This window comes from Planococcus sp. MB-3u-03, assembly GCF_002833405.1.
Classification (GTDB): Bacteria; Bacillota; Bacilli; order Bacillales_A; family Planococcaceae; genus Planococcus.
This window is the reverse complement of the sequence record NZ_CP025135.1, coordinates 450,475-471,839: the sequence shown is the minus strand read 5'-3', so window position 1 is coordinate 471,839 and position 21,365 is coordinate 450,475. Positions and strand designations below refer to the sequence as shown.

Here is a 21,365-nt window from a genome sequence, read left to right as displayed (position 1 = left end):
ATACCTCCTCTATTTGGGTTAATTATTTTTTTGCTCAGTGCTTAACTTCTTCAATTTTTCCGCTACGCCCTTATCTTCTTCAAGCAACTGGACCAGATCAGCGATGCGGTCGATGGAATTCCAGCTCAAATGATGCTCGATTCCTTCTACATCGCCGTAGATCTTATCTTCATCCACGCCGATCAGCCGCAAAAATTGCTCAAGCAAATCATGGCGCTGCAACAAGCGCTTGCCGAGTTTCTGTCCCTTAGGCGTCAGCATCAGCCCCCGGTAGCGTTCATAGATCAAGTAGCCGTCCTTATCGAGCTTCTGCACCATCTTCGTTACGGATGACGGCAGCACCGATAGCGCCTCGGCGATATCCGAGACGCGCGCATACCCTTTTTGCTCTATTAATGAATAAATGATTTCAATATGATCTTCCATACTTGGAGTAGGCAAATTCCGTTCCTCCCTCGCGTCGCTATGTTCAGTTTACTATACTGCTGCCGTGTGAACAACTGAGCACAGGCGCTTGCTGCATGCTTTCCAAAGCGCCGAATAAAGGCAATTTTCCAACTTTCTTAAAAACGGCATTGAACGAATGGTGAAAGGTTTAGCGGAATTTCGCTCAGGGTAATGATAGATATAACACAAAAGATAGATGAAACTGAAAGGCAGGTGGAGAACATGGGACGTATTCTTTGGATTATTTTGGTAGTAATTCTTGCGGTATGGGTGATCGGATTCTTATTAGACGTAGCAGGCGGACTTATTCACATTCTTTTGATCATCGCGGCAATCGTCTTGATCGTTAACTTAGTGACAGGCAGGAAAGGTGTTTAGATAAACACCGGACCCTAAAAACCCCGGGAAAGCAGAGCAATCTGCTTTCCCGGGGTTTTTTCATGCTCTCACTTTCGCATAGACGCATGTATCGCGGATTTTGCCGTCATGTCTCGAGAGGCTATCCTTGCGCATGATGCCTTCGAGTTCAAAGCCAAGACGCTCCGCTACTGCACGGCTCCGGACATTGTCCGGGTCACAGCGGATTTCGACACGGTTCGCTTGCAGCTCTTCGAACGCAAAACGCGTGATGCGCTCTACCGCTTCCGTTACATAGCCTTTTCCTTCAAAACGGCTATCCACCCAATAACCGATTTCGAATTTGCGCACTTCCCAGTCGATGCGGTGCAATCCGCTCGAACCGATAAACTGCCCGCTGTTCTTATCGAAGAAATGCAGCCTCAAGTCTTTGCGCAACATAAAATCCGATTCTGCTTGAATCAAATTCGCCGTCATTTCCGCGAGATTCGGCTCGTGTTGCGCAAAAGGCATCCACGGGCGCAATGCTTCTAGTGAGTGGCGCACCGCTTCAAAACTAAGCACAGCATCTTCTCTTTTCGGTGCTCGGATCATTAAACGCTCTGACTCGAATGTTTCCGGAAACTCCAGCAACAACGGATTGAAAGGGGGTTCTGCCGGCGCTTTGACCGCGTCATCCCACATCACAGGCGTCGTCACACCCGCTTCCCAGTCTTCACGGGTCATGCCGTAAGTTACCGCATCATGATAACGGTTTTGTTTCGGCGAGAACCATGCTTGGCGCAAATGCGCTTCCTTCACGAAACCGGTTCGTTCAAACGCTTTACGCATCGCAAAATTATCGTGGCGCGTATGGCCTTCCAGGCGGATTTTCTTCTCCGGCAAGGAAAAGACGAAATCAGCGATCATGCGCAGCGCTTTCGGGCCATAGCCTTGCCCGCGGTAGGAATCGGCAATCCGCAAGTCAAATAACGGAATCTCATCCTGCAGGTCGAAGATTTTCACCAAGCCCACTTGTTCGCCTTCATCATTTTCAATCCAAAAGGTCTTGACCTGATCCGATTTATAACCGCCTTCTACGATCGTCTTTTCGATCAAGGCGCGCACCGGGTGTTCGTGGCCATGATAAGGCCATGAGTTGGTCGTCATAAACTCGATCAATTTCTCGTGCTCTTCCATGGTCCATTCTGTTAACTTCAAATCGCAACCTCCAAACGCCTCTTACTTCTGGACTTTCACCAAGCGCAATGCATTCAAGATGACCAATAGCGTAGCCCCCATATCCGCAAAGATCGCGATCCATAACGTGAGCCAGCCCGGAATGATCAATAGCAGCGCCAAGATTTTCAGTGCCAGTGCAAAGATGATATTTTCCTTTATTATACGCAAAGTTTTTCTGCTTAGTCGAATAGTATATGGAAGTTTCTCCAAATCATCCGCCATTAAGGCGATATCGGCTGTCTCAAGCGCCGCATCCGTTCCAGCTCCGCCCATGGCAATGCCTATATCGGACGCCGCAAGCGCCGGCGCGTCGTTGATGCCGTCGCCGACCATTGCCACGCGGCCATACTTCGCCTGCAGCTCTTTAACAGCCGCTAATTTATCTTCAGGCATCAAGCCGGCGCGAATATCCGTCACGCCGATTTCCGCAGCAATCGCTTTTGCTGTTGCAGGATGATCCCCTGTCAGCATGATGGTGTGGCCAATGCCGATTTCCTTCAAGCGCTCAATGATGGCCGGGCTTTCTTCCCGAATGGCATCTGCAACGCCGATCACCCCAAACAGATGCTTGCTGGAAAATACCGCCATCGCAGATTTTCCGCTTTCCTGCAGTCGATAAGCCGCGGCCGGTGCATGGAAGCCGTGCTCTTCTGCCCATTTCAAGCTGCCGACACGGATTCGCGTACCGCCGATTTCTGCGTACACGCCTTTACCGGTCAAGGATTGGAATCGTTCGGATGGGTATAGTTCAGGTGCTTGTTTGGTGATGGCACGGGCGAGCGGATGCTGTGACAAGGCTTCGACTGACGCCGCAAGCTTGACCACTTCTTCAGCTGTATAGCCTTCTTCCGGCAAAACATCGGTCATTTCTGGATAGCCTTTCGTCAAGGTGCCGGTTTTGTCGAACGCGACAGCCTGTAGGCGTCCTGTTTCTTCCAAATGGATGCCGCCTTTGATGAGCACGCCCTGTCTTGCCGCATTGCCGATCGCCGTAACAATCGCGACAGGCGTCGATACGACGAGCGCACATGGGCATCCCACGACGAGCACAGCCAAGCCTTGATACACCCACAGCTCCCAATTTCCCGTGACAAATCCCGGAACGAGCGCGACTAGAAAGGCGACAGCAATAATTGCCGGTGTGTAATATTTCGCAAAGCGGTCGACAAATTGCTGTGAAGGGGCTTTTTCCGCCTGCGCTTCTTCCACCAAATGAATGATTTTGGCGATGGTCGTATCTTCCACACGTTTGGTGACGGTTACTTCCAATGCGCCTTCTTCATTCATCGTTCCGGCAAACACTTCATCCCCCGGCTGTTTAGTCGCAGGAATCGATTCGCCGGTGATCGCTGCCTGGTTGACAGCTGATTCACCGCGCAGCACCGTGCCATCCATCGCGATTTTTTGCCCGGGCTTAACGATCAATACGTCGCCGATGCGGATGTCTTCCGTTTCCAATTCGATCAATTCGCCGTCGCGTTGGATCAATGCCCGTGACGGGGCAAGGTCCATAAGCGAGCGAATCGATTGGCGGGCTTTGTTCATCGAGAACGATTCCAGCGCTTCACTGATGGCGAACAAGAATACGACAACTGCTCCTTCCCGCCACTCGCCAATGATCACCGCGCCGATGATCGCGATGGTCATCAATGTTTTCATATCGAACTCCAGGCGGCTGAGGTTTTTCACTCCTGTGGAAAACATTCGATAGCCGCCGATCAACATCGATGCGCCGAACAAGCCGATCGACCATGGATGCGCCTCGCCAAGCTGAAATGAAGCGATGATGCCGGCGATGAGAAAGATGAACGAAATGGCCGTTTCGATTGTCTGGCGCCGTTTGTAAAATGGCACGTGGGCCACGCGTTGTTTTTCCGGATAGACGCGAATATGGTCGAAGGCGCCCGCTTTTTCCAATTCTTCGATCGATACATTGCCATCGACACGCAGTTTGGAAGCACCGAAGTTCAGTTCAACGTGTTTCGCTTCCGGCAAATTGCGGATATTCTGTTCGAATTTCGCCGCACAGCTTGTACACGATAGGTTTTCAAGACGATAAGTTTTGCTCAACTGAAACACCTTCTTTCGCATGTTCATTCGCGATGGTCACAAGCTGGCGCACATGGTCATCCGACAAGGAATAATAAATCTGCTTGCCTTTGCGTTCGGATTTCGCCAAATCCCGCTCGCGCAAATACCGCAGATGATGGGAGGCTGTCGCTGTCGATGAACCGATCACCGCAGCGATGTCGCAGACGCACATTTCGGGCTCAATCGTCAGCGCATAAGCGATCTTCAAGCGCGTTTCATCCGCCAGCGCTTTGAACAAAGCCGCAACGCCATCGAGCTCGACCATATGCTGCTGCACCCGATCGACCGCTTCGGGATGGACTTTTGTAATCTCGCACATATCTTTCATCCTGTTCACACCCTTCATTCAAACCTTCATTTGATTGATTTCAGTATAAGGCTATCCAGCCCAACAGTCAAATGCTCATTTGAATGAAAAATGCGGCCACCCGCTCGCAATTCAGGAAATGCTATACTAATGAAAACAACGACACCATAGAACAGGAGAGACGAATTATGTACCAACACGTATTGGTCGCCATTGATGGATCTGAGCACTCAAAACGCGCCGCACAACATGCGATTCAACTCGTTGAAGGCACGCCTCAGGCACAAGTAACAATTATTTGTGCCGTCGATTACGGAAAATCCGAAAAAGAAAGCAATCGAGGGCTCACAAGCGAGCAAATAGCCGAAGCCGCCCGCGACTATCTTGCACCCTTCGAAGACATTTTCCACCAGGCAAGTGTCCGTGTGAAAAGCGTTATTGTCCACGGTGCACCCGGGCCAGCCATCGTCTCCCACGCGAACGAACATCCATACGATATAGTCATCATCGGCAGCCGCGGCTTGAATCCTGTCCAGGAATTTGTGCTCGGCAGCGTCAGCCATAAAGTGGCAAAGCGCGTCAAAGTGCCGGTCCTGGTCATCAAATAAAGAAAACTGCATTCTGTGGAGCCGTTCGATTCCACATTGTTGAACAATATCGGAATCCGCAGCCTATCATGCAGGAAAACAGAAATGGGGATCATGATGCATAAAGGAAAACGCAACTCCATCGCCGATGTGACAGGCGTTACCGTCGGCCATGTCACACTCGATGAAAAGATCAATGAAGAGGAATCGGTCTGCACGGGTGTCACTGCGATCCTGCCGCATACCGGCAACTGGTTCGAACAAAAAACGCCTGCTGCATCGTTTGTGTTGAATGGCTTCGGCAAAACCGCCGGGCTCATCCAAGTCGATGAACTTGGCGTGCTCGAGTCCCCGATCATGCTAACCAACACGTTCAGCGTGGCAGCGGTGCTGCAAGGGACGCTGGATTATGTGCTTGCTGAAAATCCAGCGATCGGCGATTCGACCAGTTCATTGAATTTGCTTGTCGGCGAATGCAATGACAGCTATTTAAATTCGATGCGGCGGATGGCGGTCGAACCGGCTCACGCTGCCCAGGCGATCCGCACAGCTTCTCCTGACTTTGCACAAGGGGCTGTTGGTGCTGGCAAGGGGATGATTTGCTACGGCGTCAAGGGTGGCATCGGCTCTTCTTCACGCACTGTGGAATACGGGGATGAACAGTTCACGACCGGCGCACTCGTTTTGACCAATTTCGGGCGCAAAGAAGAAATCGCCATCGCCAATTGGCTGCCCGAAAATACTCCGGAACAGCGCCCGGACGGATCTGTCATCATTATCATCGCCACCGATGCACCGCTTGATAGCCGCCAGCTGAAGCGGCTCGCTAAACGTGCGGCGATCGGGCTTGGCCGAACTGGCACGCATGTACATAACGGCTCCGGGGACATCATCATCGCCTTCTCCACCGCCTATACGATTCCCCACCAGCAGCAATCCCCTTTTACCGACTTGCGGGTATTGCGCGATGACCACGAAGTGATGGCTTCGCTGTTCCAAGGCGTAATCGAGTCAACGGAAGAAGCGGTCTATCAATCGCTGTTCCATGCCGAGACCACTTCTGGGCGCATGGGACGCGTCGTCGAAAAAGGCCTGTTCGAATAAAAATAAAACACATAAAACCGTTCCGCTAATTCAGCGGAACGGTTTTTTACATAGAAGCAATTGAATACCCGACAGCAAACAGCAACAAGCCGGAAACAAGCGTTGTGGAAATATAAAATATGCCCTGTTTCCAATGGCCGTCTTCAAAATCCTTCACGCTATCGAGCGCCATTGTCGAAAAGGTCGTGAAGGCGCCGAGAAACCCGAAGATTCCGGAAGCTGCCGGCACACCTGCCCCGAGGCATGCGCCGATGATGAGCGATCCGAGACTGTTGACGAACCAAGTCGCAAGTTTCGGCTGGCGCACACGGTTTTCCACCGCCATATAAAAGAGATAACGGGCAATGGCTCCGAGAAAGCCGAATATCGCGATGCTGATCATTCGACCGCCCCTTGCGCCCCGCCAACAGCCCTAAAGCCGCTGCCACAATTGATGCGGCCGTCATGCCAAGAGCATAAATGAGCCCCGTTAATAAGGACGATTCAAGCAAGCGGAACCAATCCGCCGAAAAGGCCGAAAACTCGTGAACGAACCGATAAGCCCGGTCGAGACGAACAGCCGTGTCTCCGCCGAACGCTTCACCAACCGGGCCGCTGCGATGCCGATGATGAAGCTTCCGAGAATGTTCACAAGCCACAAGCCCATCCCCGCTCCGGTGAATTGAAACACGGCAGTGCGGAGAAGCGATCCGGCCATGCCGCCAAACCCTACAGCCAATATGTTTTTCATAAAATCCCCCGAACGTTTTTCTCCAGTATACCTTATTCAGGGGTAAGCGTTAATTCGGCTCCTTCCACATCGCCTTCGATTCGGGTTTCATGAAACTCGCCTTGCGCCCATTTATCGACTTGGTTATGGAAAAAGTCGGATTTCACATGGCCGCTCAGCCCTGGTCCAACAATATGATAGGCTTTTGATAAATCGGCAAGGTCGGCCACAAAACGCCAAGAGGCCCCGTGATCGACTTCGCCGTCATCATTGAAGGCCGCTGCCTGGACGGTAATATTCGAGCCACCCACCGGCACTTTGTCCGGATTCAAGAACCGTTCGAGAATCGGCGATGCTCCAGCGACGGGATGCGGGAATGTCAATTGGTGGTAATCGCCCCATTCCCAGTCTTGCGGATCGCTGCCTTGTGCATCTTCGATATCATCGAGTGCAAGATCAAGTGAGTCAGCCAGCCATTTGCCTGTGCCGCCGTATTCACGCACCCATGCACCTTCTTCTCCCTCAAAAGCCCGGCGTAACAAGGCGTCGGTGATGTGGTTTTTGCCCGATAGCATATCGTAGACATCTTCTGGAAATCGTTCCTCGAATAAGGTGTCCGGCAATTGGCGCATCCATGTATGGAACACGAAAGGTGCTGACTGGCCTGCACTGTCGACCTGATCCCATTCCCGCAGCATCTTGAATAATTCTTCGTGTTCGTCCGTCATTTTTTCGACTTCTGCCATCATGTCTTCGAGAAATTCTGCCGCGTATAGATTTTTCTGGTCCATCTGTAAGGCCATCATATCTTCAGCCGTCAGTTTATCGCTGCCTTCGAGCACTTCTGCAATGCGCTCATAGCGATAAGGCTGCGCCCAGAAATCCGTGATATGGTACGGATAGCTATTATCTATGACCTGGTTATTGGCGGTCGCGATAAAGCCGGATTCCGGATTGACCGAGCGCGGCAATTCATCGAACGGCACGTAGCCGTCCCAGCCATATTCAGCAGAATCACCCGGCACCGGCAATTGCCCGTCGCCTTGTTTGCGGATTGGGATACGCCCGTTCGCCTTGTACGCCATGGTGCCGTCAGTCGATGCGAACACGAAATTCTGTGCCGGCGCCTGGAAATCTTCCAATGCCGTTTCGAATTGTTCCCAGTTCTCCGCTTTATTGAAATTCAACACGGCCTGCAGTTCAAGCGTCGGCTCAAGCGCGGTCCACTGCATGGAAAAGACGGCAGAAGGCTCTTCTTCATATAAGACCGGCGATACGACCGGGCCGTGGCGGGTGACGAGCACTTCGAAATCGACCGTCTCCCCGTCTTTTACTTGGATTGGTTCTTCCAGCACTTCCGCCTGCTCCCACTGGCCTTCATAACGGAACTGTGTCGGATTGTCAGGGTTTGGCGTTTCGATATACAGATCCTGCACATCCGGCCCGACATTCGTCACGCCCCACGCAATCTGTTCGTTATGCCCGAGAATGATTCCTGGAATGCCAGCGAAGATGACGCCGCTGACATTTTGTTCAGGCGACTCCAAATGCATCTGGTACCAGATCGACGGCGTGCTGAGCCCGAGATGCGGATCGTCTGCCAATAGCGGCAGCCCGCTTTCCGTTTTTTCCCCTGACACGACCCAGTTATTGCTGCCGTTGAACTCTGGCGGAATGACCGATGGATCGAAAGCACCTGCGACTGAGACCGGCTGCTTTTTATTGGCCGCCAAAATGGCAGGTGCTTCTTCCGGATAGCGGATGAACAATTCGCGCGCTTTATCTTCCGGGAATTCATTCAATGCCCAATGCCGGACCGCGAGCGAATTCCAATGGCCGCCGAGATCATAAGCCATGAATTTGCCGATCGCCAAAGAATCGACAGGTGTCCACGGTTCGGGTTCATAGCCGAGCAGCGCGAATTCATAGCTGAGGCGCCCGTCTTCTTTCGCTTCTTCTATATAAGCGTTGACACCTTCCGCGTACCATTCGAGCACTTGCTTCGCTTCTTCCCCGTAGCCCTCCCAAGACGCTTCCCCGGCACGGCGCAAACTGAAGGTGCGGAAATATTTATCGGTATCTACTGCTGCTTCCCCGATCACCTCAGCCAAGCGGCCGCTTGCTTGGCGTCTCGATAAATCCATTTGGAACAAGCGGTCCTGCGCTTGCACATAGCCTTGCGCACGGTACAGGTCCGCATCGCTTTCTGCTTGGATATGCGGCACACCGATATCATCCCGCACGACCGTTACTTGTTCTTCCAGCACCCCTACAGCCACTTCTCCTTCAATGACCGGTTTCGACTTTGATATGTAAGCGTTTGCAAAAAATCCTGCAACGGCTCCCAATGCGATTAGCGACCCGAATGCGATCAATAGCCATTTCACCCATTTCTTCCCCTTCATGATTAAATCCCCCTTTTTGCATTGCATTCGACTGAAACGATGGCAATTCCTTCCTCTCCATCAAAAAAAGCCTGCCACATGGGCAAGCTCAGTTGACGAAATCTTCTTCTCCAAGCACCAATTTCACTTTCGACACTTGTTTCTTTTCGGTGAGGACATACAGCACATCCCCTTTTCTGAGACGCGTCGTTCCGGTCGGCATGACGAGCTTGCCCGAACGGATGATGGCGCTGATCAAGGTCTGGTTCGGAAGGCCGATCGTCTGCACCAACTGGCCGGCAAAAGGCGATTTCTCCGACAGTTCGACTTCAAGCATTTCTGCATTGGCACGGTCCATCGACACCAGTTCCAGGGAATGGATGCGCTTTGGAACCGGGCGCCCGTTCAATCCGAGTTTCTCGGCAAAAAACGGGATGGTCGAACCTTGCAGCAACGCAGACGTCAGCACGATGAACGAAACGATATTGAAAAACAGGATGCTGTTTTCCATGCCCGCGAGCATCGGGAACGTCGCCAGAACGATCGGAACCGCTCCGCGCAGCCCTGCCCAGGACATGAACAGCTTTTCTTTCAAATCATAATCGAAGAACGCCGTACTGATGAAGACGGCGATCGGGCGTGCTACGAAAATCAACACGAACGATAGCACAAGCCCTTTCCAGATGAGATCCCAGTCGGCCAATTGGCTTGGGAAGACGAGAAGCCCGAGAATGACAAACATGACAATCTGCATAAGCCAAGCGAAACCTTCATGGAAGGAGACGATCGAATAGCTATGCGTCAAATCGCGCGTCCCGATCACGAGGGCTGCCAAGTAAACCGCGAGCAGCCCACTGCCTCCGAGGACGGCTGTAAAGCTATAGATGAAAATCGCAAAACCTGCGGCAAGCACTGCATAAAGCCCGGATGCATCAAGCCGGATCCGGTTGATGGTCCATGACGCGAACAACCCAAGCGCCAAGCCCAGAACCAAGCCGAGTCCCATTTGAAGAAGGAAACTGCCGAGCATCGTCCAGACCGATGAATCCGGGATCATAATCAATTGAACAAACGCGATGGTCAAAAACATTGCCATCGGGTCGTTCGTTCCTGACTCCGCTTCGAGCGTTGAGGAGATTTTGGATTTGATGTTTTGGCCTGCGAGAACCGAGAATACCGCTGCGGCATCCGTCGAACCGACGATAGAACCAAGCAGCAAGGCCTGCAGCCAAGTCAAATCAAAAACATAATACGCTGCGACAGCTACAATGCCTGTCGTGATCAAAACCCCAAGCGTCGCCAGGACGATTGAACCGCCAAGAACCGGGCGGATATGCTTCCATTGGGTTTGCAAACCACCTTCGAAGAGGATAATAATGAGGGCGACAATTCCGACCATCTGGGCAATTTCTGCGTTGGAGAAATAGATGAGGCCTGAAACATCACTGCCTAGCACCATGCCGAGGAACATAAACAAAACGAGCGAGGGAACGCCGGCGCGAGCTGATACTTTCGTCATCAAAACGCCAGCCAGCAGGAAGATCCCGCCGATCAAGATTATACCGTCTACACTAAAGCTCTGTATATTGACCACCTACTCCGTAAATTACTTTGAATTCATTATACCATAATAATGGCTCTAATTAAAAAAGCGGCACTCCGTATAAGGAGTGCCGCCCGTTGAAATCAAGCCATATCTTCGCCGACGATTTTCACTTCAAGCTCCAAATCGATGCCGAATTTCTCGAACACCGCTTTCTTCACCATTTCAATGGTTTGGATGTAATCGTTGGCTGTCGCATTGTTTTTATTGACGATAAATCCGGCGTGCTTTGTGGAAACTTCCGCACCGCCAAATCCTCTGCCCTGCAATCCGCTTTCCTGGATCAGCTTGCCGGCAAAATTGCCCGGCGGCCGTTTGAAGACACTTCCGGCAGAAGGGAATTCAAGCGGCTGCTTGCTTTCCCGCTGGAACGTCAAATCAGACATTTTCGCGTCAATGACCCGCTGCTCCCCGATTTCGAGGCCGAACTCGGAAGACAGGACGTAAAAGCCTTTTTTCGTGATGATGCTTTTGCGGTAGCCGAGTTCCAGCTCGTCTTTCGTCAAGACCAGCTTTTCCCCTTCTTTCGTCAAGACTGTCGCCTGGACGATGACGTCTTGGATCTCGCCGCCGTATGCGCCGGCATTCATTGCCATCGCTCCGCCGATCGAACCCGGGATGCCGCAGGCAAATTCCAAGCCTGTCAGCTGGCGGTCTGCTGCTGCGCGCGATACTTTCTTAATGTCCGCGCCGCCTTGGGCAATCACAGTTGTTCCATTGATCATGATGCCATCCAATTTCTTGAACGTCAGCACGATTCCACGGACGCCGCCATCGCGGACAACCATATTGGAACCATTCCCAAGCATCAATAGCGGGATATCATTGTCATATGCGTATTTTACAGTATAAGCTACTTCATCTTCAGTTGTCGGTGCTACAAATATATCGGCCGGCCCGCCCATTTTCGTCAATGTATGCAAATGCAAAGGCTCGTCCATTTTGACGTGATCTTCCGCCACAAAACGGCGCAAATCCGTCAACCAAGTTTCTTTCATCATTCCAAGCAAATCCCTTCTAAACTTTTCGCTCTTAATAGTATCCATTTTCATCATGTTTGACAAGCGATATTGCCTTGTTAAGGACTAAAGTACGGATAAAATTTATCTCTAATTAAAACTATTTTAATTAAAACCTATTGACTTCGAGATATTAATTGTTTATAGTAAGGCTAACACATAAGAAATTGGAGGAATTACTCATGAAAAATGGACAGTAGACCAAGCGCATTCAGAAATCGGATTTTCCGTGAAACACATGATGATCTCAAAAGTGAAAGGCTCTTTCGCTTCATATGAAGCACAGGTGGAAGCAGATGAAAACAACCTGGAAAATGCATTGATCGATTTCAAAATCGACGTGACAAGCATCGACACCAATAACGAAGATCGCGATAACCACTTGCGCTCAGCAGATTTCTTTGACGCTGAACAGCATCCACACATTACATTCAATGCAACCGATATCCGCAAGAAAGACGATGACGAATATGAGCTTGAAGGCGATTTGACAATCAAAGGCATTACCCGCCCAGCGAAATTCGAAGCGGAATACGGCGGCAAAGCCACTAACCCTTGGGGCGTCGAAGTTGTTGCATACAACGTTAACGGCAAGATCAACCGTAAAGATTTCGGTTTGACATGGAACCAGGCCCTTGAAACAGGCGGCGTGCTTGTCGGCGAAGACATCAAATTGAACTTGGAAATCCAAGCGAACCCAGCATAAGCATTGAAAAAGGAAGCAGCCGTCGCTGCTTCCTTTTTTTGTATTTTATATACCGCCTTCTAATTTCTTCAGCGGTTTCACGGCAGGGCCTTCCAATACTTCCCCGGTGTGCGAGAAGCGTGATCCATGACACGGGCAATCCCACGAGGTTTCGGCATCGTTCCACGCTACGTCACAGCCCATATGCGTACAGGTCGGTTTGACGAGATGCACTTGGCCGTATTCATCGCGGTAGCCGCCCGCTTTTTTGCCATCCACTTTGACAAGTCCGCCCTGTCCTTTTTCAAGATCGTCGACAGTCTTGGATGCTTTTTTCAATTTGCCGCTGACCAGTTCTTTCGCCACCGAAGCATTGTCTTTCAAGAAGCTTGCCGCATCGGCCGTTTTCACTTTCGGCCGCGTCGGATCGAATAGCGCAGCGTACGGGTTGTCACGCCCGACGATTTGGTCGGTTAAAATCCGGCCGGCAATGGCGCCGTTCGCCATGCCCCATTTATGGAATCCTGTCGCGACGAGAATATTTTCATACCCAGCGGTGATGGTGCCGACATAAGGGATTTTATCCAAAGTCGTCAAATCCTGCGACGACCAGCGATACGGAATTTCTTGTGCAGCGAAATAATCTTCGCCGAATTTCGCCAAATTCTCGTAATGCTCCATCGTCTCGACTGAACTCTGGCCTGTGGCGTGACCGTCGCCGCCGAGCAGCAAGAGTTTCTCCCCGTCCTCTCCGGGCGTAAACCGGATGGAACGGGATGGGCTGTCGGCGCTGATGTACATGCCTTCCGGAATCTTGCCTTCGGTCCGGACCGCAATGGCATAGGAGCGGTTGACTGACAGCCTGGAGAAATACATGCCATCGAAATCATTGAAGGGATAATGGGTAGCGACAACCACTTTATCGCATGACAGATGAGACAAGTTCTCCGTTTGGATCACCGGGTCTTTTTTGCTCAGGATTTTCATGGCGCGGCTTTGTTCATGGATGTCCACGCCCATTTTCTCCATTTCCTTTACGAGGCCGGTCAAGAATTTCACAGGATGGAACTGTGCCTGGTTGCGCATGACGAGCGCTTCTGTCACAGGGAATGGCAGCTCTGACTCTTCACGTGCAAGCCCACCGTCGATGCCCAGTTGCTGGTACGCTTCCGCTTCTTTCTCCAATAACTTAACCGTGGAATCTTTCGTCGAATAGATGAACGCATCCCGATGCGAGAAATCGCAATCGATGTTCAGTTCTTTTGCCGTTTCTTCGATGAATTTCAATCCGGCCATATTGGCTTCGTAGTAGAGCTTCGCTTGTTTTTCCCCGGCCAATTTGATCAGTGGCGCATAATACAGGCCGTGCTGAGCCGAAATCTTCGCAGTTGTATAGCCCGTGACGCCATCGATCAATTTGCCGGCATCAAGAAGCGTCACTTTTTTCCCTTCTTTCGCCAGTAGATAAGCAGTGATGACGCCCGCGATGCCTGCCCCTATTACTGCAACTTCCGTGGACTTATTGCCGGTAAATGCCGGGTAATCCGGCAGTTCCTTATAGGCTCTCAAAAAGACTCCTTCGATTCGGGAATGCGGCTTTGCTGTTCATTTTGAGACATGCTGCCCCTCCTTTTATTGAATGTTTTGCTTATTGACTGTCTACCCCCATGTGGAAATTGCTAATCAACGAATGCACGAGGCTTGCCTCGGACATTCGTTTGCGAGGCTTGAGCACAGCGAAAGTCGAGCAAATAAACGGGTAATGTAGCTGAGTCCATTAATTTGCGACGCATCTGCCCTGCAGATGTGGGAGCAAACTAGCGAGGCTTGCCTCGGACATTCGTTTGCGAGGCTTGAACGCAGTGAAAGTCGAGCAAATAAATGAATAAAAGAAAAGTTGAACTGATCCATTTGATTGGAAAAGCTTCGCGTCAGCAAATTTAAACAAAAAAAGACGAAAACGCCGAAGCGTTTCCGTCTTTTTCATTCATTACGCGTTTACTTTAGAAAGTGTGTTAGCTGTTTCTTTCACGCGTTCCATGCCGTCTGCAATGATTTGCTCAGCGCGGTCAGGGTACATATTGTGGCCTTCGATGATGACTTCTTCGATGTCTGTGATCCCGAAGAAGTTCATGATGGCACGGATGTAGTTGACGCTCATTTCACTAGGCGCCATTTCTGGTGTCGAGTAAACGCCGCCGCGTGCGTTCAAGATGATGACTTTTTTCTCTGGAACCAAGCCAACCGGGCCTTCTTCCGTATATTTGAAGGTCATGCCTGCACGGTAGACATAGTCAATGAAAGTCTGCAATGCTGCAGGAATTGTTTTATTCCATAACGGGAATGCGAACACGACTACATCAGCATCCATGAATGCGTCCATCGCTTTGTTGGCCGCAGTCAAGATGCGCTGCTCCAGGTCAGTCAATTCTTCTGCTTGTGCAGATTTTTGCATTGCATCGAAGAAATCCTGGCCGAAATACGGCATATCTTCTGCGAATACGTCAAACGTGTTGACCTCTGCATCCGTCTTTAAGTTCTCCATGAATACTTCGTGCATTTTACTTGAAACGCCCTCGGAAGCCGGGCGGTTATTGGCTTTTACGACTAAAATATTTTCCACTTGTAAAACTCCTTTGTACTATTAATATTATTCTTTAATTCGAGACTTTTTAATTATAAGTAATTCGAGATACAAAGTCAACGCGCTTGCTCAATTCATTCGCCGTCGCAGGAATCTCCTGTGCAAAAGCTTGTCTTGGCTTTTCCGATCGGCTTCAATGCCGGGCGCATGCCTTCCTCTTCGCCGATCTGCTCCAGCGCCTCGATGAACGCTTCAAGTGGCTGGGCGCCGGAGATGGCATATTTTCGGTTGACAACGAAAAACGGAACGCCTTGTACACCGATCTGCCCGGCTTCTTGGATATCGCGTTCGACCTCGCCTTGGAATTGATCCGAATCGAGAACTTCCGCTGCCTGTTCGCGGTCGAGGCCTGCTTTTTCAGCAATCGACAGCAATGTCTCCGCATTGCTGATATTATGCGCTTTTTCGAAGTAATGGTGCATCAACAGCTCGGTCAGTTGATGTTCTTCGCCTTGTGTTGCGGCCCATTTGACGAGTCGGTGCGCAGAAAACGTATTGGCGTGGGGCATGTTCTCCACGTCGTAATGCAAATCGAATGCTTTTGCTTGTTCTGCAACGCCAGCTGTCATTTCCTTGGCCCGTTCGAGGCTTTGCCCCATTTTTTCTGCCAAGTGTTCATAGGCAAATCTGCTGGAGTCCACTGGCGCTTGGGGGTCCAATTCGTATGCTTTAAATGTAATCTCTGCTTGGCTCCCGTAGCCTGAGCGTTCGAGTGCTTGTTCCAATGTGCGTTTTCCTATATAACAGAATGGGCAAACGTAATCTGACCAAACTTCAATTTTCATAACTATTCACCTCGCCACTTACTATAGCAATGACATAGATACGCCACAATTTTTTTGCTTGAAAATAATTCCCAGCACAAAAAACTGACTCCCTATAGGGAATCAGCTCAACGCTTCGGTAATGACCGGAACGATTTGTTTTTTTCTTGAGACGACGCCCGGCAAAATCACACGATTGTTGACGACGCTTGACTGGAAGGCAGATTCGATGATGTCTGCGCGGTGCCCGAGGACGATTGCTTCCGAGTTATTGTTCAGGATATCCGTGACGGCGAAGACAAAAAGGTCTAAGCCTTTAGCCGCGACTGTATTGCTGATCAGCACTTCCAATTCCGCCTGGCGATTCAGTACTTCCGCTACATCAATGGCGTTGACTTGCGCCACTTCAAAGCGGTGGTCGCCTGCTTCAAATTCCTTGGAGTCGAGTGAAATCAAATCTTCCAGCGTTTTATTGCTCAAATCGGCGCCAGCTTTCAACATCGCAAGGCCGTACTCCTGGGAATCGACGCCGGCGATATCCGCCAGCTCTTTCGCTGCTTGCATGTCCTGCTCGGTACATGTCGGGGATTTGAACAGCAAGGAATCAGAAATGATCGCAGATAGCATCAATCCCGCAATATCAGCCGGCACTTCGACTGCATGTTCCTTGTAGAGCTTCAATAAAATCGTCGCTGTGCATCCGACAGGCTCAGCGCGGAAATAAAGCGGATCGGTTGTTTCGAAATTAGCGATCCGGTGATGGTCGATCACTTCGATCACTTGGACTTCATCGATATCGTCGATACTTTGCTGGCGTTCGTTATGGTCGACAAGGATGACTTGCTTCACTTCGTCAGACGCGTGTTTCACCAGGCGGGGGTTCGGGGCCTTGAAATGGTCGAGTGCAAACAGCGTCTCATTGTTCGCTTCACCGAGTCGAATGGCTTCAGCGTCCATTCCGAGCTTTTTTTTCAGATGGGCATAAGCGATTGCCGAACAGATCGAATCGGTGTCCGGATTTTTATGACCTAATACAAAAACATTTGACATGAATAATGGCCTCCTGGCTTGTGTAGTTTCTGAGATTATTCTATCACAAATTTCCTCTCCAGAAAAATCTGCGACTGAAAACCTAGTGTTATCTAGCATTTCACCAACTAAATACGGAAATGATTTTAGAATTATCAGTATTTTAAAGTTTAGTGTGTACTTTAGCATATCTGAATGGTATTATATGACTAACTAATCCTATGATTTTGGAAGGAAGAGGTGCCAGTGACTATATTATTGGAAAAGAAATACATTCCCTTGTCCCATTATTTTCAAGCAGCAACAAATTCCAGCATCCGTTTGACCTTCTCGGAAATTGAGCAAATCATGGGCCAGAACTTGCCCAACGCAGCTTACCTGAACAAAAGTTGGTGGAAAAAATCGAAGCCCCCTGCAAAACATTTCCACGCTTGGATGGATGCTGGCTACCGCGTTGCGGAAGTCGAACCCGACCGCTATGTCGTCTTCGAAAAAGCCGATGCCAAGAACACTGCAGCCAATACGGAGGCCGAAGACAAAGATATTTTGTTAATCCGCACCGCTGAACACGGGGATGCCCGCTCGCTGGCCTTGCTCCAAAAAGCCGTGGAGGCGGAATCCGATTTCATGCTTTACGGCAAGGACGAGCGCTCTCTTTCCACGCAGCGTGTCCGCAAACAAATCATTGAGTGGAAGCAAAGCGGCCATTCCGCTATCATCATTGCCATCTTGAATGGCCAGCACGTCGGCTATTTGATGGTCATCGGCAATGAAGCAAAGCGGGCCGAACACCGCGCCGCATTGGTCCTCGGCCTTCTGAAGGAAGCCCAAGGGAAAGGCATCGCCAAGTCCCTCCTTGAAAAAGCGGAAGACTGGGCCAAGCAAAAAGGCATTTCCCGTCTGGAATTGACGGTTCTCGAAGCCAATGAGCGCGCCCGCAAACTCTATGAAAAAGCCGGGTTCGAAGCAGAAGGCACACGCCGCCGCTCACTCATCATCGACGGCAAAGAACACGACGAAATCTACTTGGCCAAGTTTTTGGACTAAGCCAAAATTAAAAAATGCTCGCCATTCACTTTTGAATGGCGGGCATTTTTCATTGTGTTGATTAATTCAAAACCGTTAACCATAGATACAGCCCGGTCAAGGTGATGAACAAAGTCGGGACGGTGAGAATGATGCCGACTTTGAAATAATAGCCCCAGCTGATTTCGACGTCTTTCGTCTTCAATACATGAAGCCATAAAAGTGTCGCAAGCGAACCGATCGGCGTAATTTTCGGGCCGAGGTCGGATCCGATGACATTGGCATAAATCAAAGCGTCACGCATGACGCCGTTCGTGTTCGTCTCGGCGATGGCCAAGGCATTGATCATGACCGTCGGCATATTGTTCATGCCGGACGATAGGATCGCTGCTATAAAGCCCATGCCGATCGTCGCCGCATACAGGCCATGCCCAGCTGTCCATTCAATCGCCTGGGCAAGAACCGAGGTCAAGCCGACATTGCGCAATCCGTAGACAACGACGTACATGCCGATCGAGAAGAAGACGATCGCCCATGGTGCGCCTTTTAACACCGTCATCGTTTCGACGTGCTTGCTGTTGCGCGCAATCGCCAAAAAGATGATTGCGATTGAACCGGCGATCAAGGAAACCGGGATCTCAAGCGATTCGCTCATGAAGTAGCCGATCAGCAAGATCGCAAGAACGACCCAAGATAGGCGGAAAATGCGGATATCTTTGATCGCAGTATCCGGTTTTTTCAAAACGCCGGGATCGAAACCGCCCGGAATGTCTTTTCTGAAGAATAGGTACAGCACAAGCATGCTCGCCAGTATGCTGAATAAGTTCGGAACCACCATATGCAGCGCGTATTCCGTAAAGCCGATGCCGAAGAAATCAGCCGAGACGATATTGACCAAGTTACTGATGACAAACGGCAGAGACGCGGTATCGGCAATAAAGCCTGATGCCATGATAAAGGGCAAAATCATCGTATCGCGGAATTTCAACGCCCTTACCATCGCCAAAACGATCGGCGTCAGAATTAGCGCCGCGCCGTCATTGGCGAAAAGCGCCGCTACGACCGCGCCAAGAAGTGTGACGAGGAAAAACATGCGCAGGCCGCTGCCTTTGGCAAAGCGCGCCATATGTAATGCAGCCCATTCGAAAAATCCGATTTCGTCCAAAATCAAGGAAATGATGATCAAGGCAACAAAAGTCAATGTCGCATTCCATACAATTCCTGTTACGTCCCACACGTCGCCAAAGTCAACGACGCCGAATATCAAGGCGACAACTGCCCCCGCAATCGCCGACCAACCGATCGACAGGCCGCGCGGCTGCCAGATGACAAAAAGCAATGTCACCAGAAAAATAATAATCGCTAACCAAACATCCATTTCATTTCCAACTCCTTAATTGCAATTCACTTTCTTGCCTTCTGCTATGAGCGATTCCACTGTGCGTTCGGGTTCGGGCAGCATCGCAAGAAGCGTTGACAGCACCTCGAAAAGCCCATGTTTTTCATTGAGCGACCAGATCGTCCAGCGCCCGCGCTTTTCTTCACAGATCCATTCCGCCTGCTTGAGTTTGCGCATATGCTGGCTGATGGCTGGCTGCGACATATCAAGCAGTTCCGTGAATTCACAGATGCACAATGCCTCTTTCGATAAGTATTTCAAAATCAGCATGCGGGTTTCGTCGCTTACCGCTTTCGAGCTCTGTTCCATTTGTTTATAGTCCATTTCAGTCACCTCTTTTTGGCAATGGGTTTATTATATAAGCAATCACTTATGTATGCAAGAGGGCATTTCGATTCCCTAATAATTTTCATCACGAAAAAACCGCCCCCAATGACGGGAGCGGTTCCAGCTTGTCGAGAAAGGTCAGAAGTCGTATTTTCCGAAGCTTATCGCTCGCTTTCCGTGGGCTCGCGCCCAAGCCTCCTCAGTCGCTTTGCGCCTTGCGGGGTCTCGGTCGTCTCGCTATTCCACAGGAAAGATAAAGTCGACCTGTGGGAGACATTATCTTTGCGAAAGTAATGCGCAGCATTATTGAGCAGAAGGGGTTACGAGCGAACGCTTCTCCAAATACTCAGATAGGTCATTGATTTTTGAATGTCGAAAAGATGATCCCATTTTAATTCATAACTGATACATAGCCTTCTTCAACACTTTAAAACCGCTCCCAATGACGGGAGCGGTTTGGATAGTTCCTTATTTGTTTTCAAGCAATTTCAGTGACTCGCGGTTGAATGCCGGGATATCGTCCGGCTGGCGGCTTGTTACCAATTGATCTTGGCAGACAGCCACTTCTTCGTCCACAACAGTTGCGCCAGCGTATTCCATATCGACTTGGATCGATTTGAATCCTGTCGCTTTGCGGCCTTCCAAAGCTTTCGCCGTGATCAATAGCTGCGGCCCGTGGCAGATCGCGAAGACCGGTTTTTTGGCATCCATGAAGGCTTTCGTGAATGTCACGAAACGATCATCTGCGCGCAATTGGTCCGGCGAGAAACCGCCTGGCAATAACAGCGCATCGAATTCATCCGGGTTGACGTCATCGATGCCTTTATCGATGGTCACAACGGCTTCGCCTTGTTTGCCGGTTACTTTCTTGCCAGCTTCCTTTTCGATATTGATTAGTTCATGGCCAGCTTCGTTAAACGCTTTTGCCGGTTCTGTATATTCCACATCTTCGAACATATCTGTAATTAACGTTGCAATTTTTGCCACTTTCCTTCACTCCTTCTGTTTAAGTATTCCCTATCAGTATTCCACGAATTGGAAAGCTTAAACATCCGGATTACGGACGGAATTTCGAGACAAACGGATTTTCCGATTCCCAGAAGCGGTACGGATAATGGACCGCTTCCTGTGAATTCCCGATGCCAACGCGCGGCCCTGTCGACACCGCATGCACCGCATCGCCCTCAGCGATATAAAGCGGGCGTTCAGTGAAATGATGGCCGTTATAATCCATCGTGATGCCCATCGCTTTCGTCAGCTTGCCGGGCCCGCTCGTCCATTGCTTCATCGGCATATGCCGCCCTCTCCGCTCCGCCATGAACTCGATGCCCTCGACCGGCTCGACTGCGCGGATCAGGATGGCGCGCGGTGTATCTTGCGGGCCGCTGACGACATTCAATAATGTATGGGTGTGCATCTGATAGGTGTACACAAGGCCGGACCTGCCGAACATCACTTCCGTACGTTTGGTGCGGCGGTTGCCGAAACTATGTGCAGCCCGGTCTTCCGCCCCCATATATGCTTCGGTCTCGACGATCCTGCCGGCGACAATACCGCCAGGCAGTTCATGGACCAGGATTTTCCCTAATAAGTCGCGCGACAAATCAAGTGTCGGCGCTTCAAAATAATTCGCATCCAACGGCTCAAACATGCTAATCCCTC

General features: G+C 50.5%; 22 protein-coding genes. 5 read left to right on the top strand and 17 right to left on the bottom strand.

Translation table 11 applies throughout. The features are described from left to right. Positions 1 to 18: 18 nt before the first annotated feature. Positions 19 to 441: a transcriptional regulator MntR gene (mntR, locus tag CW734_RS03665; RefSeq protein WP_101189480.1), complete on the bottom strand. Its 423-nt coding sequence runs from the start codon at positions 439 to 441 to the stop codon at positions 19 to 21. Positions 442 to 669: 228 nt separating this feature from the next. Between mntR and CW734_RS03660 the strand changes: the two genes are divergently transcribed. Further along, positions 670 to 825 carry a lmo0937 family membrane protein gene (locus CW734_RS03660; protein ID WP_121300999.1) on the top strand — a complete coding sequence of 52 codons (156 nt, stop codon included), beginning with the start codon at positions 670 to 672 and terminating at the stop codon, positions 823 to 825. A gap of 60 nt (positions 826 to 885) precedes the next feature. Here the strand turns inward: CW734_RS03660 and CW734_RS03655 are convergent, their stop codons facing one another. Genes CW734_RS03655 through CW734_RS03645 form a run of 3 tightly spaced genes read right to left on the bottom strand, consistent with a single transcriptional unit; the run spans position 886 to position 4,444 of the window. Further along, entirely contained in the window at positions 886 to 2,004 is a 1,119-nt protein-coding gene (locus CW734_RS03655; RefSeq protein ID WP_058381817.1) for a GNAT family N-acetyltransferase, read from the bottom strand. Positions 2,005 to 2,025: 21 nt separating this feature from the next. Further along, positions 2,026 to 4,116, bottom strand: a complete 2,091-nt coding sequence (locus tag CW734_RS03650; protein WP_145990604.1) for a heavy metal translocating P-type ATPase — start codon at positions 4,114 to 4,116, stop codon at positions 2,026 to 2,028. Next, positions 4,073 to 4,444, bottom strand: a complete 372-nt coding sequence (locus tag CW734_RS03645) for an ArsR/SmtB family transcription factor (RefSeq protein WP_101189478.1) — start codon at positions 4,442 to 4,444, stop codon at positions 4,073 to 4,075. Before CW734_RS03645 ends, CW734_RS03650 begins: the two co-directional genes overlap by 44 nt. A gap of 167 nt (positions 4,445 to 4,611) precedes the next feature. Between CW734_RS03645 and CW734_RS03640 the strand changes: the two genes are divergently transcribed. Both CW734_RS03640 and CW734_RS03635 read left to right on the top strand, forming a co-directional pair. Next, a complete protein-coding gene (locus CW734_RS03640) occupies positions 4,612 to 5,031 on the top strand; it encodes a universal stress protein (protein WP_101189477.1) in 420 nt (139 codons plus the stop codon). A gap of 96 nt (positions 5,032 to 5,127) precedes the next feature. Beyond that, positions 5,128 to 6,114: a P1 family peptidase gene (locus CW734_RS03635; RefSeq protein WP_101192125.1), complete on the top strand. Its 987-nt coding sequence runs from the start codon at positions 5,128 to 5,130 to the stop codon at positions 6,112 to 6,114. 46 nt (positions 6,115 to 6,160) lie between these two features. Here CW734_RS03635 and CW734_RS03630 read toward each other — a convergent pair whose 3' ends face one another. The 5 genes from CW734_RS03630 to murB all read right to left on the bottom strand — a co-directional run bounded on the left by CW734_RS03630 (position 6,161) and on the right by murB (position 11,811). Further along, entirely contained in the window at positions 6,161 to 6,496 is a 336-nt protein-coding gene (locus CW734_RS03630; protein WP_101189476.1) for a fluoride efflux transporter FluC, read from the bottom strand. Positions 6,497 to 6,583: 87 nt separating this feature from the next. Continuing rightward, a complete protein-coding gene (locus CW734_RS03625; protein WP_101189475.1) occupies positions 6,584 to 6,844 on the bottom strand; it encodes a fluoride efflux transporter FluC in 261 nt (86 codons plus the stop codon). 32 nt (positions 6,845 to 6,876) lie between these two features. Then, the gene (locus tag CW734_RS03620; protein WP_101189474.1) at positions 6,877 to 9,228 is read right to left on the bottom strand and encodes a penicillin acylase family protein; all 2,352 of its coding nucleotides are present in this window, start codon (positions 9,226 to 9,228) and stop codon (positions 6,877 to 6,879) included. Positions 9,229 to 9,316: 88 nt separating this feature from the next. Then, complete coding sequence (locus CW734_RS03615) at positions 9,317 to 10,792, bottom strand: potassium/proton antiporter (RefSeq protein ID WP_101192124.1); 1,476 nt, start codon at positions 10,790 to 10,792, stop codon at positions 9,317 to 9,319. A 101-nt stretch (positions 10,793 to 10,893) separates the two neighbouring features. Next, positions 10,894 to 11,811 (bottom strand): UDP-N-acetylmuramate dehydrogenase, encoded by a 918-nt coding sequence (gene murB / locus CW734_RS03610; protein ID WP_101189473.1) that lies wholly within the window; start codon positions 11,809 to 11,811, stop codon positions 10,894 to 10,896. A gap of 256 nt (positions 11,812 to 12,067) precedes the next feature. On the opposite strand from murB, the gene CW734_RS03605 reads away from it, so the two are divergent. After that, positions 12,068 to 12,535, top strand: coding sequence for a YceI family protein (locus tag CW734_RS03605; RefSeq protein ID WP_232787244.1), 468 nt, complete (start codon positions 12,068 to 12,070; stop codon positions 12,533 to 12,535). A 45-nt stretch (positions 12,536 to 12,580) separates the two neighbouring features. Here CW734_RS03605 and CW734_RS03600 read toward each other — a convergent pair whose 3' ends face one another. The 4 genes from CW734_RS03600 to CW734_RS03585 all read right to left on the bottom strand — a co-directional run bounded on the left by CW734_RS03600 (position 12,581) and on the right by CW734_RS03585 (position 16,972). Beyond that, positions 12,581 to 14,083, bottom strand: coding sequence for an FAD-dependent oxidoreductase (locus CW734_RS03600; protein ID WP_232787145.1), 1,503 nt, complete (start codon positions 14,081 to 14,083; stop codon positions 12,581 to 12,583). A gap of 421 nt (positions 14,084 to 14,504) precedes the next feature. Then, entirely contained in the window at positions 14,505 to 15,137 is a 633-nt protein-coding gene (locus CW734_RS03595) for an FMN-dependent NADH-azoreductase (protein WP_058381826.1), read from the bottom strand. 95 nt (positions 15,138 to 15,232) lie between these two features. Further along, positions 15,233 to 15,943: a DsbA family oxidoreductase gene (locus tag CW734_RS03590; protein WP_101189471.1), complete on the bottom strand. Its 711-nt coding sequence runs from the start codon at positions 15,941 to 15,943 to the stop codon at positions 15,233 to 15,235. Positions 15,944 to 16,045: 102 nt separating this feature from the next. Further along, the gene (locus tag CW734_RS03585) at positions 16,046 to 16,972 is read right to left on the bottom strand and encodes a manganese-dependent inorganic pyrophosphatase (RefSeq protein ID WP_101189470.1); all 927 of its coding nucleotides are present in this window, start codon (positions 16,970 to 16,972) and stop codon (positions 16,046 to 16,048) included. Positions 16,973 to 17,197: 225 nt separating this feature from the next. On the opposite strand from CW734_RS03585, the gene CW734_RS03580 reads away from it, so the two are divergent. Continuing rightward, positions 17,198 to 17,998 carry a GNAT family N-acetyltransferase gene (locus tag CW734_RS03580; protein ID WP_101189469.1) on the top strand — a complete coding sequence of 267 codons (801 nt, stop codon included), beginning with the start codon at positions 17,198 to 17,200 and terminating at the stop codon, positions 17,996 to 17,998. A gap of 61 nt (positions 17,999 to 18,059) precedes the next feature. On the opposite strand, the gene CW734_RS03575 is transcribed toward CW734_RS03580, so the two are convergent. The 4 genes from CW734_RS03575 to CW734_RS03560 form a co-directional block, all read right to left on the bottom strand. Continuing rightward, positions 18,060 to 19,355, bottom strand: coding sequence for an arsenic transporter (locus tag CW734_RS03575; protein WP_101189468.1), 1,296 nt, complete (start codon positions 19,353 to 19,355; stop codon positions 18,060 to 18,062). A 15-nt stretch (positions 19,356 to 19,370) separates the two neighbouring features. After that, entirely contained in the window at positions 19,371 to 19,700 is a 330-nt protein-coding gene (locus CW734_RS03570) for an ArsR/SmtB family transcription factor (RefSeq protein ID WP_101189467.1), read from the bottom strand. Between the two features lie 471 nt (positions 19,701 to 20,171). Then, positions 20,172 to 20,690 carry a type 1 glutamine amidotransferase domain-containing protein gene (locus tag CW734_RS03565; RefSeq protein WP_101189466.1) on the bottom strand — a complete coding sequence of 173 codons (519 nt, stop codon included), beginning with the start codon at positions 20,688 to 20,690 and terminating at the stop codon, positions 20,172 to 20,174. Between the two features lie 70 nt (positions 20,691 to 20,760). Next, positions 20,761 to 21,354: a DNA-3-methyladenine glycosylase gene (locus CW734_RS03560; protein WP_101189465.1), complete on the bottom strand. Its 594-nt coding sequence runs from the start codon at positions 21,352 to 21,354 to the stop codon at positions 20,761 to 20,763. Positions 21,355 to 21,365 lie beyond the last annotated feature (11 nt).